Annotated in this window: 18 protein-coding genes; 4 read left to right on the top strand and 14 right to left on the bottom strand. The window is 59.2% G+C overall.

Annotation, left to right across the window (positions count from 1 at the left end; all coding sequences use genetic code 11):
- Positions 1-22 precede the first annotated feature (22 nt).
- The 13 genes from BZG29_RS01595 to mnmG all read right to left on the bottom strand — a co-directional run bounded on the left by BZG29_RS01595 (position 23) and on the right by mnmG (position 12,010).
- Complete coding sequence (locus BZG29_RS01595) at positions 23-442, bottom strand: F0F1 ATP synthase subunit epsilon (protein ID WP_077398374.1); 420 nt, start codon at positions 440-442, stop codon at positions 23-25.
- A gap of 62 nt (positions 443-504) precedes the next feature.
- Positions 505-1,905 carry a F0F1 ATP synthase subunit beta gene (atpD, locus tag BZG29_RS01590; protein ID WP_034752705.1) on the bottom strand — a complete coding sequence of 467 codons (1,401 nt, stop codon included), beginning with the start codon at positions 1,903-1,905 and terminating at the stop codon, positions 505-507.
- Positions 1,906-1,934: 29 nt separating this feature from the next.
- The gene (gene atpG / locus BZG29_RS01585; RefSeq protein WP_034783836.1) at positions 1,935-2,810 is read right to left on the bottom strand and encodes a F0F1 ATP synthase subunit gamma; all 876 of its coding nucleotides are present in this window, start codon (positions 2,808-2,810) and stop codon (positions 1,935-1,937) included.
- 63 nt (positions 2,811-2,873) lie between these two features.
- Positions 2,874-4,415, bottom strand: coding sequence for a F0F1 ATP synthase subunit alpha (atpA, locus tag BZG29_RS01580; RefSeq protein ID WP_077398373.1), 1,542 nt, complete (start codon positions 4,413-4,415; stop codon positions 2,874-2,876).
- Positions 4,416-4,493: 78 nt separating this feature from the next.
- The gene (locus BZG29_RS01575) at positions 4,494-5,039 is read right to left on the bottom strand and encodes a F0F1 ATP synthase subunit delta (RefSeq protein WP_034783838.1); all 546 of its coding nucleotides are present in this window, start codon (positions 5,037-5,039) and stop codon (positions 4,494-4,496) included.
- 2 nt (positions 5,040-5,041) lie between these two features.
- Positions 5,042-5,512 (bottom strand): F0F1 ATP synthase subunit B, encoded by a 471-nt coding sequence (locus BZG29_RS01570; protein WP_034752697.1) that lies wholly within the window; start codon positions 5,510-5,512, stop codon positions 5,042-5,044.
- Between the two features lie 43 nt (positions 5,513-5,555).
- Positions 5,556-5,804: a F0F1 ATP synthase subunit C gene (gene atpE, locus BZG29_RS01565; RefSeq protein WP_347568029.1), complete on the bottom strand. Its 249-nt coding sequence runs from the start codon at positions 5,802-5,804 to the stop codon at positions 5,556-5,558.
- 89 nt (positions 5,805-5,893) lie between these two features.
- Positions 5,894-6,703: a F0F1 ATP synthase subunit A gene (gene atpB, locus BZG29_RS01560; protein ID WP_046681851.1), complete on the bottom strand. Its 810-nt coding sequence runs from the start codon at positions 6,701-6,703 to the stop codon at positions 5,894-5,896.
- 51 nt (positions 6,704-6,754) lie between these two features.
- On the bottom strand, positions 6,755-7,123 hold the full coding sequence (locus BZG29_RS01555) for an ATP synthase subunit I (protein WP_035823464.1): 369 nt from the start codon (positions 7,121-7,123) through the stop codon (positions 6,755-6,757).
- 270 nt (positions 7,124-7,393) lie between these two features.
- Positions 7,394-8,278 carry a ParB/RepB/Spo0J family partition protein gene (locus BZG29_RS01550; protein WP_077398372.1) on the bottom strand — a complete coding sequence of 295 codons (885 nt, stop codon included), beginning with the start codon at positions 8,276-8,278 and terminating at the stop codon, positions 7,394-7,396.
- A 64-nt stretch (positions 8,279-8,342) separates the two neighbouring features.
- Positions 8,343-9,113: an AAA family ATPase gene (locus BZG29_RS01545; protein ID WP_034752687.1), complete on the bottom strand. Its 771-nt coding sequence runs from the start codon at positions 9,111-9,113 to the stop codon at positions 8,343-8,345.
- 318 nt (positions 9,114-9,431) lie between these two features.
- Positions 9,432-10,076, bottom strand: coding sequence for a 16S rRNA (guanine(527)-N(7))-methyltransferase RsmG (rsmG, locus tag BZG29_RS01540; protein ID WP_077398371.1), 645 nt, complete (start codon positions 10,074-10,076; stop codon positions 9,432-9,434).
- On the bottom strand, positions 10,073-12,010 hold the full coding sequence (mnmG, locus tag BZG29_RS01535) for a tRNA uridine-5-carboxymethylaminomethyl(34) synthesis enzyme MnmG (protein ID WP_077398370.1): 1,938 nt from the start codon (positions 12,008-12,010) through the stop codon (positions 10,073-10,075). Before mnmG ends, rsmG begins: the two co-directional genes overlap by 4 nt.
- A 317-nt stretch (positions 12,011-12,327) precedes the next feature.
- Here mnmG and sugE point away from each other — a divergent pair, with 317 nt between their 5' ends.
- The 4 genes from sugE to BZG29_RS01520 all read left to right on the top strand — a co-directional run bounded on the left by sugE (position 12,328) and on the right by BZG29_RS01520 (position 14,411).
- Positions 12,328-12,648: a quaternary ammonium compound efflux SMR transporter SugE gene (gene sugE, locus BZG29_RS01530; RefSeq protein ID WP_034783843.1), complete on the top strand. Its 321-nt coding sequence runs from the start codon at positions 12,328-12,330 to the stop codon at positions 12,646-12,648.
- An 11-nt stretch (positions 12,649-12,659) separates the two neighbouring features.
- On the top strand, positions 12,660-13,019 hold the full coding sequence (locus BZG29_RS01525; RefSeq protein ID WP_077398369.1) for an NADH-quinone oxidoreductase subunit A: 360 nt from the start codon (positions 12,660-12,662) through the stop codon (positions 13,017-13,019).
- Positions 13,016-13,177 carry a hypothetical protein gene (locus BZG29_RS28030; RefSeq protein ID WP_171984917.1) on the top strand — a complete coding sequence of 54 codons (162 nt, stop codon included), beginning with the start codon at positions 13,016-13,018 and terminating at the stop codon, positions 13,175-13,177. The genes BZG29_RS01525 and BZG29_RS28030 overlap by 4 nt, the downstream gene beginning before the upstream one ends.
- Before the next feature lie 76 nt (positions 13,178-13,253).
- Positions 13,254-14,411, top strand: coding sequence for an iron-containing alcohol dehydrogenase (locus BZG29_RS01520; RefSeq protein ID WP_077398368.1), 1,158 nt, complete (start codon positions 13,254-13,256; stop codon positions 14,409-14,411).
- Between the two features lie 56 nt (positions 14,412-14,467).
- Here the strand turns inward: BZG29_RS01520 and BZG29_RS01515 are convergent, their stop codons facing one another.
- Positions 14,468-16,534: a 3-hydroxybutyrate oligomer hydrolase family protein gene (locus BZG29_RS01515; RefSeq protein WP_077398367.1), complete on the bottom strand. Its 2,067-nt coding sequence runs from the start codon at positions 16,532-16,534 to the stop codon at positions 14,468-14,470.
- Positions 16,535-16,565: the final 31 nt, after the last annotated feature.

Below are 16,565 nucleotides of genomic sequence, written 5' to 3'. Positions count from 1 at the left end.
TTTCTTGCTGCTGGCTCGCTGATTACAGCTTGCGCAGCTTCTGGATCGCTGCCAGCTGCGCAATCGCGCTGGCCAGCTCGGCTTGCGCTTGCGCGTAGTCGATGCCCGAATCCTTGTTGTGGATATTTTCTTCCGCCAACTTCTTCGCTTCCAGCGCTTTCGCTTCGTCGAGGTCGTGACCGCGGATCGCGGTATCGGCCAGGACGGTCACGGTATCCGGTTGCACTTCCAGCAGGCCGCCGGCAACGAAGACGAACTCTTCTTCAGCCTGGCCGACTACCTTGATGCGGACCGCGCCCGGACGGATGCGGGTAATCAAAGGCGTGTGGCGTGGGTAGATACCCAGCTCGCCCTGTTCACCCGGCAACGCGACGAATTCTGCTTCGCCTGAAAAAATCAGTTCTTCAGCGGAAACCACGTCAACGTGAATTGTGTGTGCCATGTGTGTCCTATCGGGTTGAAGAACCCCGCCGTCTAACGGGCGGGGTTAGGCCCAGACTTAACTTAGTTAAGTTTCTTGGCTTTTTCGATTGCTTCTTCGATCGTACCGACCATGTAGAACGCTTGTTCCGGCAGGTGATCGAGTTCGCCCGAAGCGATCATTTTGAAGCCCTTGATCGTGTCTTTGAGCGAAACGTATTTACCAGGCGCGCCGGTAAAGACTTCAGCGACGTGGAAAGGCTGCGACAGGAAACGCTGCATCTTACGTGCACGGGCGACCAGCAGTTTGTCTTCCGGTGCCAGCTCGTCCATACCCAGAATCGCGATAATGTCGCGCAATTCCTTGTAGCGTTGCAGGGTCGTTTGCACGGCACGCGCGGTGTCATAGTGCTCTTGACCAACGATCAACGGATCCAGCTGACGCGAGGTCGAATCCAGTGGGTCCACGGCTGGGTAGATACCCAGGGAAGCGATGTCACGCGACAGCGCAACGGTCGAATCCAAGTGAGCAAACGTGGTAGCAGGCGACGGATCGGTGTAATCATCGGCTGGAACGTAGACGGCCTGGATCGAGGTGATCGAACCGGTCTTGGTCGACGTGATACGCTCTTGCAGACGGCCCATTTCTTCAGCCAGGGTTGGTTGGTAACCCACAGCCGACGGCATACGGCCCAGCAGTGCCGATACTTCGGTACCAGCCAGCGTGAAGCGGTAGATGTTGTCGACGAAGAACAGAACGTCCTTGCCTTCATCACGGAACGATTCAGCGATCGTCAGGCCGGTCAGCGCGACGCGCAGACGGTTACCTGGCGGTTCATTCATCTGACCGTAGACCATCGCCACTTTGGAGTTCTCTGGGTTTTCCAGATCGACCACTTTCGCGTCAGCCATCTCGTGGTAGAAGTCGTTACCTTCACGGGTACGCTCACCAACGCCGGCGAACACGGACACGCCGCTGTGCGCCTTGGCGATGTTGTTAATCAGTTCCATCATATTGACGGTCTTGCCTACGCCAGCGCCGCCGAACAGACCAACTTTACCGCCTTTTGCAAACGGGCAAACCAGATCGATCACCTTGATGCCGGTTTCCAGCAGTTCTTGCGATGGCGACAGTTCGTCGTATGCAGGAGCGGTGCGGTGGATCGACGCGATCTGCTCGTGCGACACAGGGCCGCATTCGTCGATCGGGTTGCCCAGCACGTCCATGATGCGACCCAGGGTTGCTTTACCGACTGGCACCATGATAGGTTTGCCGGTGTTTTGAATCATCATGCCGCGACGCAGGCCATCGGACGAGCCGAGTGCAATGGTACGGACAATGCCGTCGCCCAACTGCTGTTGTACTTCCAGGGTCAGTTCCGAGCCTGCCATCTTCAAGGCATCAAATACCTTAGGCATCGCGTTGCGGGGAAACTCAACGTCCACCACAGCGCCGATACACTGAACGATTTTGCCATCAGCCATGTTCGTTCCTTCAATATAGTTAAATTCGTTTAAACCGCAGCCGCACCGGCGACGATTTCGGAGAGTTCTTTGGTAATCGCAGCTTGACGGGTCTTGTTGTAGATCAGCTTCAATTCGCCGATCACACTACCCGCGTTGTCGCTTGCAGCTTTCATCGCGACCATCCGTGCCGATTGCTCGGACGCCAGATTCTCCGCGACTGCCTGGTACACCAGCGCTTCTACATAGCGCTCCAGCAATTCGTCGATCACGCTTTGCGCGTCCGGCTCGTAGATGTAATCCCACGAGTGGGCGCCCTTGTCGGCGACCATCTTGTCGGCCGTCAGGGGCAGCAATTGCTCCACGACTGGTTCCTGTTTCATCGTGTTGATGAATTTGGTGTAGCACAGGTACACTGCATCGATCTTGCCTGCCTGGAACTCTTCGAGCATGACCTTGACGGGTCCGATCAGTTTGTCCAGGTGGGGCGTATCACCGGTTTGAATGGCGTGCGCAATGATCTTGACGCCGATGCGATTCAAAAAACCCAAACCCTTGTTACCGATGGCAACTGCTTCAACCCGGTTGCCAGCTGCTTCCAGCTCGCGCGACTTCGACGTCACCTGACGCAGGATGTTGGTGTTCATGCCGCCGCACAGACCCTTGTCGGTCGTGACAACGATGAAACCCACTGCCTTCGCTTGCGTGCCCTGGGCAGCTGCCAGGAACGGGTGCGTGTATTCCGGATTGGCGGTCGCCAGATTGGCGGCGATATTCCGAATCTTGTCACTGTAGGGACGAGCGGCCCGCATCCGGTCTTGCGCCTTGCGCATTTTGGACGCGGCGACCATTTCCATCGCCTTGGTGATCTTCTTCGTATTCTCTACGCTCTTGATCTTGCCTCGTATCTCTTTGCTTGATGCCATGAGTCCTTACTCCTTCTGCGCGTAGGGCGGCGCCTCACTCAAAGGTGGGCACCGCCTGGCCGCTTAATATGCGCCGGATTTCTTGAAATCAGCAATGGCCGCCGACAGAGTTGCTTCGCTGTCTTTGTCGAGTTGCTTGGTTTCTTCGATCTTGGCCAGCAGAGCAGCTTGCTTGGTCTTCATGTAAGCGTGGACACCAGCTTCGAACGACAGCACTTGCTTGACTGGCACGTCGTCCATGAAGCCTTTGTTCACCGAGAACAGCGATACGGCCATCAGCGAGATCGACAGTGGCGAGTATTGGGCTTGCTTGAGCAATTCCGTTACGCGCGCGCCGCGGTCCAGCTGCTTGCGGGTCGATTCATCCAGGTCCGAAGCGAACTGCGCAAACGCAGCCAGTTCACGGTACTGCGCCAAGTCGGTACGGATACCGCCGGACAGGTTTTTGATGACCTTGGTCTGGGCGGCGCCACCGACGCGCGATACGGAAATACCGGCGTTAATGGCAGGACGGATACCGGCGTTGAACAGCGAGGTTTCCAGGAAGATCTGACCGTCGGTAATCGAAATCACGTTGGTTGGAACGAATGCGGACACATCGCCAGCTTGCGTTTCAATGATCGGCAATGCCGTCAGGGAACCGGTCTTGCCTTTGACGGCGCCGTCGGTGAACTTCTCGACGTAGTCGGCGTTCACGCGTGCTGCGCGTTCCAGCAGGCGGCTGTGCAGGTAGAACACGTCGCCTGGGTACGCTTCGCGACCTGGTGGACGGCGCAGCAGCAGCGAGATTTGACGGTATGCAACAGCTTGTTTGGACAGATCATCGTAGACGATCAGTGCATCTTCACCGCGGTCACGGAAGTATTCGCCCATGGCGCAACCGGAGTACGGCGAGATGTATTGCATGGCGGCCGATTCCGAAGCGGAAGCGGCGACAACGATGGTGTATTCCATCGCGCCGTGCTGTTCCAGCGAGCGCACGATGTTCTTGATCGACGAGGCTTTTTGGCCAATCGCGACGTAGATACATTTCATGCCCTGGCCTTTTTGATTGATGATCGCATCAATCGCCACAGCCGACTTGCCGGTTTGACGGTCGCCGATGATCAGTTCGCGCTGGCCACGGCCAACTGGAACCATCGCATCGATCGACTTCAGGCCGGTTTGCATCGGTTGCGAAACGGACTCACGGGCGATCACGCCCGGAGCGATTTTTTCAATCGCGGCCGTCAGTTTGGTGTCGATGGCGCCTTTGCCGTCGATCGGCTGACCCAGCGCGTTGACAACGCGGCCGAGCAGCTCAGGACCGACTGGCACTTCCAGAATGCGGCCGGTGCATTTCACCGTGTCGCCTTCGGAGATGTGCTCATAGGCACCCAGAATCACGGAACCGACGGAGTCGCGTTCCAGATTCATGGCCAGGCCAAACGTGTTGCCTGGGAATTCCAGCATCTCGCCTTGCATCACGTCCGACAAACCGTGGATGCGGCAGATACCGTCGGCGACGGAAATAACCGTGCCTTGATTACGCACTTCAGCGCCGCCGTCAAGACCTTGGATCCGGCTCTTGATCAACTCGCTGATTTCAGATGGGTTGAGTTGCATACTAACTCCTAAAAGTGTTTCTCTCAGCTTGCGCGAGGGGTAAGGGTCTGTCTAAGCTGGCCTGCCGAAGCGCGTGTCTTACGACACCAGTGCAGCGTGCAGTTGCTGCAGCTTGGCGCGCACCGAGGTATCGAGCACTTGGTCGCCAACAACCACGCGCACGCCGCCGAGCAGCGATGGATCCACTGTGACGGCAGGGTTGAGCTTACGACTGAATTTCTTTTCCAACGTTGCGACCAGCTCGGCCGTTTGGCCTTCGCTCAGATCGAAAGCGCTCGTGATCTCGGCGTCAGCCGCACCTTCCAGACCGTTTTTCAACGTATGGAATTGCGCGCCGATTTCCGGCAGCAGGCTGATGCGGCCATTTTCGATCAACATCGTGACGAAGTTTTTCACTTCCTCATTGAGCGGCGATTTCAACAACGACAGGATGGTGGCGGCGACGTCGCTCTCCGAAACTTTCGGATTGCGCGCGTACGCCTGTACCTCGGGGTGGCTACCGATCTGTGCCAGTTCGGACACCAGTTCGGACCACGCCGCGAGGTTGCTTGACTCCTTACCAGCTTGGGCTACGCGGAACAAAGCTTCCGCGTAGGGACGGGCGACGGTTGCGAGTTCTGCCATGATTACAGCTCGACAGCAAGACGCTGCAACATTTCGGCGTGAGCCGTAGCGTTTACTTCACGCTTCAAGATCTGCTCGGCACCCTTGACAGCCAGGTCAGCCACCTGAGCGCGCAATTGTTCGCGTGCTTTCGACAGTTGCTGTTCGGCGTCCGACTGGGCTTGCGCAATGATACGCGCAGCTTCAGCTTGTGCATTTTGCTTGATCTCTTCAGCAACCAGCTGCGCGCGCTTTTCAGCGTCCGCAACGCGTTGCGACGCTTCTTCACGTGCACTGTTCAATGCCTCTTGCGCACGCTTTTCAGCGACTGCCATCGAAGCCTGACCTTGATCGGCCGCAGCCAATCCATCCGCGATTCGTTTGGCACGCTCATCCAGCGCGTTGTTCAGCGCTGGAAATACGAACTTCATCGAGAACCAGACCAACACCGCGAAGGTGATCATCTGGCCGATGAGCGACATATTGATGTCCATACCTTTGCTCCTAACTAAAAGTTTCTCCTAGGGTTGGAGCGAATTACTGAGCAACAGCCGTCAGAGCGGACAGGAACGGGTTAGCGAACGTGTACAGCAGAGCAACACCAACGCCGATCATCGAGATAGCATCCAGCAGACCAGCGATAACGAACAGTTTGGTTTGCAGTTGTGGCATCAGTTCTGGTTGACGTGCCGAAGCTTCCAGGAATTTGCCACCCAAGATAGCGAAGCCCAGAGCGGTGCCGATTGCGGCCAGGCCGATGATGATTGCTGCTGCCAGAACGGTCATGCTTTGTACTTGTGCGATCAGAGCTTGCATAAAATTCTCCTAAATTTAAAAACGAAAGATACTAAAAAAACAAAATATAAAGTTAATGATTAATGTTTCTCAACCGCAAGGCTCAGATACACAACCGTCAACGCCATAAACACAAAAGCTTGCAAAGTTACAATCAAGATATGGAAAATTGCCCATGGACCACCCAACGCCCACTGTGCCCACCAAGGCAACAACGCGATCAAGATGAAAATCAGTTCGCCGGCATACATATTGCCGAACAGTCGCAGCGACAGGGAGATCAGTTTTGCAACCAGCTCAACCATTTGCAGCAGGAAATTGACAGGTGCCAGGGCGATCGTGCCGATCAGGCCGCTCGCATGGAACGGTGCCGTGAACAGTTCCTTGATCCAGCCGCCCAGGCCCTTGGCCTTGATCGAGAAGGCGATCACGCACAGCACGACCGACAGCGACATGGCGAAGGTGTGGTTGACGTCGGCGGTCGGCACGGCGCGCAGTTTATGCACGCCAAACCAGCTCAGGATCTTCGGCAACAGGTCAACCGGCAGGAAGTCCATCGCGTTGAGCAGCCAGACCCACACAAAAATAGTGATGGCCAGCGGCGCGATGACCTTGCTTTTCGCGTGGAAGGCCCCATTAATAGTGTCATTGACGATTTCCATGACCATTTCGACGAAGTTTTGCAACTTGCCAGGGACACCAGCCGTCGCGCGGCGCGACGCCATATAGAAAACAGCCAGGAAAACAAAGCCCAGAATGGCCGAAATCCAGAACGTATCCAGATTGATCATGCCGTCGGCACTTCTCAGGTGGGCCAGATGGTGACTGATGTATTCTGTGGCGTTGGCCGGGGCAGCATGGCCCGCTTCAATAGCGTGTTCTGTGGTCATAATGAATTTAGATTTGTCGTTTCAGAGCTCAACAGGCCCCAAAACCAATGATTAAACAGCGAGCAATGAAAACCAGTATGCTAAGGTTGCCACCGCGAAACCCAAGATCAGCCATAACCAGGCGGCCGACTGAAACAACACCAGTGCCAATATAAACAGCACCGCTGTGATAAATATTTTCACCACTTCTGCGCGCAAATGCGCCCGGAATGCCTTATTGGCGTCGCTAGAACCGCGAACCACCAACAGGGCATACACCAGGCTACCGATGACTGCGATAGCGCCGCCGTATGCGGCGGACCAGCCTCTGACATTGCCACCAAAAAACAGGGTGACCGTGGCAAAGCTGATAGCGATTGCTAGCTGCAATGCAACTACTTTGTAGACTGGCTTGGCAATACTTTGTTGTGAATCACTCAATTGCCAAGTTCCCAGAAAAATCTACACACGCAAAGACACGGGATTATAGTTGGCTTTGATCTATAGAGTCAAACGTTGCTGCACCGCAGCAGGGCAATTGCTGCGTGAAACTGACGCTTTACCGACTATTCGCCGCCTTTTGCACCACTATATGGCAAAGTCGCTTGTCTGGCCGCTTCCAGCCGTGTTATCAAGGAATCACGTGGTGCATCTGGAAAGCATGGCCGGATCGTCCACACCCGCATGGCCCCTGTCTTTGCAGCTTGCTATTTAACCACGCAAGCGGGTCAACAAACCATCGAGCACGTCAAGATCGGCAAAATCGATCACCAATTGGCCACGGCCCTTGTTGCCCATCTTGAACACCACGGGCGTGGCCAACGCATCGGACAGCTCTTCTTCGAGGCGCGCGATGTCGCCGGACTTTTCCTTCTGCCGCGGTTCGACCGGGTTGGCCGCTTCCTCGACCGTGCGGGTAACGAGCTTTTCCGTTTCACGCACCGACAGGCGCTTGGCCACGACCTGGTTCGCCAGGGTGATCTGGCTGGCCGCATCGACGGCCAGCAGCGCGCGCGCATGGCCCATGTCGATATCGCCGGCCATCAGCATGGTCTGCACGGGAGCGGCCAGGTTCATCAGGCGCAACAGGTTAGACACGGCGCTGCGCGAGCGTCCCAGCGCAGTGGCCGCTTGCTCATGCGTAAAACTGAAGTCGGCGATCAGGCGGTGGATGCCCTGCGCCTCTTCCAGCGGATTCAAGTCTTCGCGCTGGATATTCTCGATCAGCGCCATGGCGGCGGCCGCCAGATCGTCCACATCGCGCACCAGCACCGGCACTTCCGTCAGGCCAGCCAACTGCGAGGCGCGGAAACGGCGTTCGCCGGCGATGATTTCATATTTGATAACGCCGCTCAGGGTATCTTGCCCGATCGGGCGTACCAGGATCGGCTGCATCAGCCCCTGCGCCTTGATCGAGGCGGCCAGTTCATTCAAGGCCCCCTCGTCCATGCGCGTGCGCGGCTGGTATTTGCCGGCTTGCATTTGCGACACGGGCAAGTTCGACGGTTGATTCGTGTCCGGACTGGCAAAATCGCCGCCGCCGCCCAACAGGGCGTCGAGTCCGCGACCCAGTCCTTTTAATTTTTTCGTAGCCATGCTGTCCTAATCGTGTTTTCAGAGTAAGCGCTTACATCACAATGTGCAGGCGCTCGCCCCTTGTTTACATATGTTTGATGCGTTCGACCATCTCGGCGCCGAAGGCGATATACGCCTGGGCTCCTTTCGAGCTGGGGTCGAAGGTCACGCCGGGCAAGCCGTACGATGGCGCTTCGGCCAGGCGGACATTGCGCGGGATGATGGTATTGAATACCTTGTCGCCGAAGTGCTGTTCCAGCTGCGCCGACACTTGTTGTGATAATGTCATGCGTGGATCGAACATCACGCGCAGCAAGCCGATGATCTTCAAGTCCGGGTTCAGGTTGGCATGCACCTTCTTGATGGTGTTGACCAGGTCGGACAAACCTTCCAGCGCGTAGTACTCGCACTGCATCGGGATGATCACGCCATGCGCGGCGCACAGGCCGTTCAGGGTCAGCATCGATAATGCCGGTGGGCAATCTACCAAAATGAAATCGTATTCGCCGTCCACTTCGGCCAGCGCATCCTTCAGACGGCGTTCGCGGTTGTCGAGTTCGACCATCTCCACTTCCGCGCCGGCCAGCTCGCGGTTCGACGGCAAGACGTCGAAGCGTCCCGCTTCCGAACGCTGGCGTGCCGTCTTGACATCGGACTCGCCCAGCATGACTTCATAAGTGGACGCCTTCAGGCCGGCCTTGTTGATGCCGGCACCCATGGTCGCATTGCCCTGCGGGTCGAGGTCGACCAGCAGCACGCGCTGGTTCAACTTGGCCAGACCGGCGGAGAGGTTGACGCTTGTTGTGGTTTTACCAACACCACCCTTTTGATTTGCTACACAAAAAATTTTGGCCATGTATCTTCTAGTTGTAAAGAGATGCAAACTTCATCGTGCGCCCCGGCATCTAAGTAGGTCGTAATAAATTATTGTGATTTCTGACTTCCATAACCGGCGCCCTGCGGCGTTGCCCACTGCTAGCAGTGCCCGCACTGCGTCGCAACGGGCGCCTTGCAGCGCATCCGGCTCTGTTCGTCATAACTTCACAATAATTTCCCACGACCCACTTATCCGAAACGATTTATACTGTTTATTTCATTTATACGATATAAATCGTTTATATCATTTATACCGTATAAACTATTTATATGATTTATACCGTTTAATTTCCGGCTTTTAAATTCTTGCCATAAAGACCAGATGACGCTCTGCATTTAACCCTGGCACCTGGATAGGCCGTAATTCCGTCACTTGCCAGTCTGCCGGCAGTCTCTCTCTCTCGTCTGGCGGTGCCACCCCTTTCAAGGCGATGAATTGCCCGCCCTCGGCCAGCACGTGGTTCGACCAGTTGACGAAGTCGGACAGATCGGCAAAGGCGCGCGAGGTGATCACATCGAATTTCTGCGCCACTTCCAGCTGTTCCACCCGTTTCGTGTACACGGTAACGTTGGCCAGGCCCAGTTCGGCCTTCACTTGCGTCAGGAATGCCGTCTTTTTATGCACCGTGTCGATCATCGACACCTTCACATCGGGCCGGGCGATGGCCAATACCATGCCCGGCAAGCCGCCGCCGGCGCCCACGTCGAGCACGTTTTTCGCCTCCGCGAACGCCGGCACAGCGGCCAGCGAATCGAGCACGTGCAGAGTCAGCATCTGCAGCGGATCGCGCACCGACGTCAGGTTGTACACGCTGTTCCATTTGGCCAGCAAGGCCAGGTAATCGAGCAGTTTTTCCGTCTGATCCGCGCTCAGGTCCAGCCCCAGCGCGGCGATGCCTTCATTCAAAATCTGGGCCAATGCGGCCCGGTCAAACTGCTTCATTCAACAACCTCGTCCTTTAAAGTGGTGGTCTGCGCGGCACCGAAGCCGCGCTTTTTCAGGTGGACCAGCAGCAGCGAGATCGCCGCCGGCGTCACGCCGGAAATGCGCGAAGCCTGGCCCAGGGTTTCCGGGCGCTGCTTGTCGAGTTTTTGCCGCACTTCGACGGACAGCGCGCCGATATCCAGGTAATTGAAACCCTCTGGCAAAGCCAGGTTTTCATAGTGTTCGTGACGCTCGATTTCCTTGCTCTGGCGCTCGATGTAACCCGCATATTTGAGCTGGATTTCCACCTGCTCGCGCACGGCTGCATCTTCCACGCCGGGACCTGCCAGGGCCTGGCCTTCGATACCCGTCATGCTCATCAGGGTGTCGTAGGCGACGTTCGGACGGCGCAGCAAGTCCGCCAGCGAATACTCGCGCTCGATGGCCTGGCCCACGATACGTTCCGATTCGGCGGCCGCCAGGATGCGCGGGTTGACCCACGTGGAACGCAGGCGCTCGAGTTCGCGCGCCACCGCTTCGCGCTTCGTTTCAAACGCTTGCCATTGAGCGTCGCCCACGCAGCCCAGGGCGCGGCCGATCTCCGTCAGGCGCATGTCGGCATTGTCTTCGCGCAGGCTCAAACGGTACTCGGCGCGGCTGGTGAACATGCGGTACGGTTCCTGCACGCCCTGCGTGATCAGATCGTCGACCAGCACGCCCAGATAGGCCTCGGAGCGGCCCGGTACCCAGGCTTCCTTGTCCTGCGTCAGCAAGGCCGCATTCAGGCCCGCCAGCATGCCTTGCGCGGCCGCTTCCTCGTAGCCCGTGGTGCCGTTGATCTGGCCGGCGAAGAACAGGCCGGCGACGGCCTTCGTTTCCAGCGATGCCTTCAAGCCGCGCGGGTCGAAATAATCGTATTCGATGGCATAGCCGGGACGCAGGATGTGCGCGTTTTCCATCCCCTTCATCGACTGCACCAGGGCGATCTGCACGTCGAACGGCAAGCTCGTGGAGATGCCATTCGGATAGAACTCATGCGTCGTCAAGCCTTCCGGCTCGAGGAAGATCTGGTGCGATTCCTTGCCCGAAAAACGGTGGATCTTGTCTTCGATCGACGGGCAATAACGGGGCCCCACGCCTTCGATGACGCCCGTATACATGGGGCTGCGGTCCAGGCCGGCGCGGATGATGTCGTGCGTCTGGCTATTCGTGTGCGTGACCCAGCATGGCACCTGACGCGGGTGCATGGCCGTGTTGCCCATCACGGAAAACACGGGCACGGGATCGAGGTCGCCCGGCTGTTCTTGCATCACGGAAAAGTCGATCGTGCGGCCATCGATGCGCGGCGGCGTGCCCGTTTTCAAGCGGCCCTGCGGCAGTTTCAGTTCTTTCAGGCGGGCCGACAAGGAGATGGCAGGCGGGTCGCCGGCACGGCCGGCCGAGTAGTTATTCAAGCCCACGTGGATCTTGCCGTCGAGGAAGGTACCGGCCGTCAGCACGACGGCGCGCGACAGGAACTTCAGGCCGATCTGCGTCACGGCGCCGACGACCCGGTCGCCTTCGACGATCAAATCGTCGACGGCTTGCTGGAACAGCCACAGATTCGGCTGGTTTTCCAGGCGCGTACGAATGGCGGCCTTGTACAAAATGCGGTCGGCCTGGGCGCGCGTGGCGCGGACTGCCGGGCCTTTCGAGGAATTCAGGATGCGGAACTGGATGCCGGACTCGTCGGTGGCGATCGCCATCGCGCCGCCCATGGCATCGACTTCCTTGACCAGGTGGCCCTTGCCGATGCCTCCGATGGAAGGGTTGCACGACATCTGGCCCAGTGTCTCAATATTATGCGTGAGCAATAGCGTCTTCTGCCCCATGCGGGCGGAAGCGAGGGCCGCCTCGGTACCGGCGTGACCACCACCGACAACGATGACGTCGAATTCTGTAGGAAATAACATGATAAATAGGTAACAGTGCAAGTAAAAATGCGGGATGAGAGCTCCGATTATAGAGTCTTTTTGCAAGCGCAACCTTGCGCAGCGCATTTTTTGCTTAATTTTTACTCAGCAGGGGCAAGTCAACGGCGATTTCTGTTTCACGTGGAACACGCAGCGTGGTCAGGCAGTGGGCTGCGGTAGCGTGAAATGTTTGCTACAATTGCCGCATCGTCCGCCAACGCGACCACGCCAGTGGCCAGCGGGACGATCATCCAGGAGGACGGCCTCCCCCATCATGGGAACACACCGGGACGGCCCGCTCTGTATAAGGAGCCGCCATGGCCTGGATACTGTTACTCATTGCCGGCATGTTTGAAGTCGTGTGGGCATATTCGATGAAACTCTCCGAGGGTTTCACCAAACTCACCCCCTCCGTTGTTACCATCGTCATGATGATCGCCAGCTTCGGCTTGCTGTCGCTGGCCATGCGCACCCTGCCCCTGGGCACGGCCTACACGATCTGGACGGGCATCGGCGCCGTCGGCGCCTTCATCGTCGGCATCGTCTTTCTGGGCGAGCAGCTCAACACCATGCGCGTCTGCGCCGCCGTCCTCATCGTGTGCGGCATCGTGCTGATGAAACTGTCGTCCAGCCACTGAGAGGAATCCCCATGCTCCTCGAAAACTATTTTCCCGTCCTCCTGTTCATTCTGATCGGCATCCTCGTCGGCATCGTGCCCATGCTGCTGGGCCGCGCGCTGGGTCCGCACAAACCGGACCCGCAAAAACTATCGCCGTACGAATGCGGCTTCGAAGCGTTCGGCGATGCGCGCATGAAGTTCGACATCCGTTTCTACCTGGTGGCCATCCTGTTCATCCTGTTCGATATCGAGGTGATCTTCCTGATGCCGTGGGCGGCCAACGTCAATGAGCTGGGCTTGCATGGCTTCTGGGCCGTCATGGGTTTTCTGAGCGTACTGGCCATCGGCCTGGCCTATGAATGGAAACGCGGCGCGCTGGAGTGGGAATGAGCAAGCTCCTGTTGCTCAACCTGCTGATGGGCGCCGGCCTGGCCTATGCGGCCGCGCGCGAATATCGGCAAGATGCGCGCACGTTCCGCGTGCTGGCGGCCGTCTCCAGCCTGTCGCTGTTCGTGAGCCTGGGGCTGGCAAGCCAGCTGCAAGACTAAACGGTTCCACGTGAAACATACGCGGCGCGGGAAAGCGGAGTAAGCTTGGCTTCCGTCCTTACCGTCAGGAGTCTGCATGCCCGCCTTCCAGTTCCGCACCGTGCCGCATCTGATCGTTGAAACGGGCGCCGCCGCCCAGCTGGGCGCGCACATCGCCCATCACTTCCCCACCGTCCGCCGCGCCCTGCTCGTCACCGACGCAGGGTTTCTACACACGGGACTGGCCGATGCTCCCCTGCACAGCTTGCGGACGGCGGGCATCGACACCCATGTTTTTTCCGAGGTGCAAGCCGATCCGCCCGAAGCCATCGTGCTGGCAGGCGTGGCCCAGGCCCGGATGTTTCACGTGGAACTGATTATCGGCCTCGGTGGCGGCAGCTCGCTGGACGTGGCCAAGCTGATCGCCGTGCTGGCGCCGGGCCACCAGGAACTGGCCCAACTGTATGGCATCGGCAATGTCCACGGCCAGCGCCTGCCCCTGGTGCAATTGCCGACGACGGCGGGCACGGGCTCGGAAGTGACGCACATCGCCATCGTCACCACGGGCGCCACCACGAAGATGGGCGTGGTGGCGCCGCAACTGTATGCGGATCTGGCCATCCTCGACGCCAGCCTGACCCTGGGCTTGCCGCCCGCCGTAACGGCCGCCACCGGCATCGACGCTATGGTGCATGCGATCGAAGCGTACACCAGCCGCCTGCTGAAAAATCCCTTGTCCGACATGCTGGCCACCCAGGCGCTGTCGCTGCTGTCCGGCAATCTGCTCACGGCCTGCCGCGATGGCAGCAACTTGCCGGCGCGCCAAGCCATGCTGCTGGGCGCCATGCTGGCCGGCCAGGCGTTTGCCAACGCCCCCGTGGCCGCCGTGCACGCGCTCGCCTATCCCATCGGTGGACTGTTCCACGTGCCACATGGCCTGTCGAATGCACTGGTGCTGCCGCACGTGCTGCGTTTTAATCTGTCGCACGCGGCGCCACTGTATGCGCAACTGGCGGACGTCTTGCAACCCGGCATCACCGGCAGCGACGAGGCGCGGGCCGTGGCCCTGATCGACGCGATGCAGGAGATTGCCTCGGCCACGGGCATCGCCCGCACCCTGCGCGAGGTGGGCATCGAAGCAGGCGACCTGGACCGGCTGGCCGATGAAGCCATGCTGCAGACGCGCTTGCTGGGCAACAATCCCCGTCCCGTCACGCGCGGCGATGCGCGCGCCATCTATGCGGCCGCGCTGTAATGTCATAAAAAAAGCCACGCATGGCGCGTGGCTTTGCCGCGACGCACAAGCAGCCGCTAGTTGGGAATATCCACCACCGTCCCCGTCACACTGATGACATTGCCGGCCGCCGGCGTTGCCGCAATCGCCGGCACGTTGACATTCGTGATCAGGGTCGACGCATCGGCGCGCGTCACCGTGCGCACCACCTGCGATGGCGGCAAGGCTTGCTTGGCGTTCAAGTGCGCATACATGGCGTCCAGCGCCCGGTTCAGGTACACGTGCAGGGGCACGATCAGGGTCGGCAAGGCGCTGCTGAAGGAATCGAAGTGGTTGGCGTTGGTCACCTCGATATAGCGCAGGCGGCTATTCGCCCCTTCCACCGACGCGTTCAAGCCCACATACGCGCGCGAGGCGTGATTGACGGGAATCAAGGTGTCGCTGCGGCCGTGCACGATGAGGGCCGGCTTGCCATTGAGTTTGCCCGTCGCCTGCACCTCGGCCATGCCGGCCCGCACGCGCACGCTTTGCGCGGCCAGCGTACCCTGCAAGTTGGCGTTGCTGACGGCATCGCGTCCCGTCGCCAGGCTGCGCAGGCACAGGAAGCCGTCGAGCGACTGGTCCGCCAGGCTGCTCGATGGCGAGACGCCGGCCGTGTACACCCTGGCGCCGCCCACGCTGTTCTCGTACACGACATTGCCCACGATGCCGCTCTGCGCGGCAAAACTGACCGCCTTTTGCGCCGACGTGAACGCGACCGGATTACCGCTGATATCCGTCTGCGCAAACGTGAAACCGCACACTTTATCGGTCACGGAGAATTTTCCGTAGGCATACGCATACGTGACGGCCACGAGGATATTCGTGCCCGCGTGCGCCGCCTGCAGCGGATCGGAATCAACCAGCCAGCCATACGCGTGCAAGCGCTGCTTTGCGTCCGCCTGCTGCGCCGCCAGGTCGGCGCCGTTCAGCAAGCCCTTGGTCACCAGCGCCGTGCAGCGTCCCGCATTGCCGGCCACGGAAGCGATGCACGGCTGATACAGGGCGGCATAGGTGGCGTAGTCGAACAGCGCGCGGCCGGGATTGGCGACCAGCATCCCGCCCTGGCGCACGCTGTAGGCCGTGGATGGCTGCGGCTGCACTTGCGGCTCGCTGGCCGCCACGCCGCCGATCAAGCCCTTGCTATCCTGTTCCGCCGCCAGCAAGGCCGAGCCGGCGCCGTTGGAAATGCTGGACGCAATCGTAATGGTGTTCTTCGGTGTCAGCCGCACGACGCGCGAACTGCCGTCGCGTGCCAGTACGCCATAGCGCTCGTTCAACACGTAATACGCCATCTCGACCGCCTGCAGGGTGACCTTGCCCCAATCCTTCTCGGGATTTTGCTGCGAGTGCGCGTGCTTGAAGGCGATGCGGTTCGGGTTGGCAGCAGCCCAGGCCAGCCGGTCGGCATCGCTCAAGTCCGGCGCGAAGAGCGCGTTCTTGCCGGCAGCCACCCTGCCCGCGCGCACGCCGTTCTGCAGGTTGACGCTGTCATCTTCAAACACATACAGGCCCGTGCCGGAGCCCTTGTCGGCATACGCCACGGCGCAGCCCTTCTTCAGGCCCCATTCGCCCGAGCTGCCGATGGCGCCGTAAATGCCGCGCGAGCCGCTGGACGTGCCCGTGACGATGCAGGCACGGTCCGGGTCGAAGCTGGCCGGCACCTGCACCATCAGGGTGACATTCTTCTTGCCCGTGCCATCGTCCGCATAGGCGATGTATTCGCTGCCGGCGACCAGGCCCTCGCCCGTGCCCACATTGCCGGCCGCATCCACGTTCGGCCCATACAGGGTGCCGTAGCCGCTGTTAGCGGCAATGTCGAGCACGGCGCGGTAATTGGCGTAGATCGCATTGCGGCGCAATTCGACCGGTGTCGGCTGTTCGGCATTCGCATACGCGGGAGTCGCTCCCGCCAGCCCCGTCTTGCCCAGGCCGGCCGTGAGCAAATCGTTCGTTTTGCCGTCGTAGTCGGCGCGCGCAATCGTCCCCAGGTAGCCGGGTATCTGGTTCAGTTCTTCCGGCGCATGGTTGCTGCCGCAGGCTGCCAATGCCAGCAGGGTGCACAGGCTCATGCCGGTGCCCGCGCGCGTGATCGTCGTTTGCATGGTGGTTCTCTCCGTTAAGGTAACAGTGGAC

This window comes from Janthinobacterium sp. LM6, from assembly GCF_002002885.1.
In the GTDB taxonomy this organism is placed as follows: domain Bacteria; phylum Pseudomonadota; class Gammaproteobacteria; order Burkholderiales; family Burkholderiaceae_D; genus Janthinobacterium; species Janthinobacterium kumbetense.
This window is presented reverse-complemented; position numbering and strand designations above follow the sequence as displayed.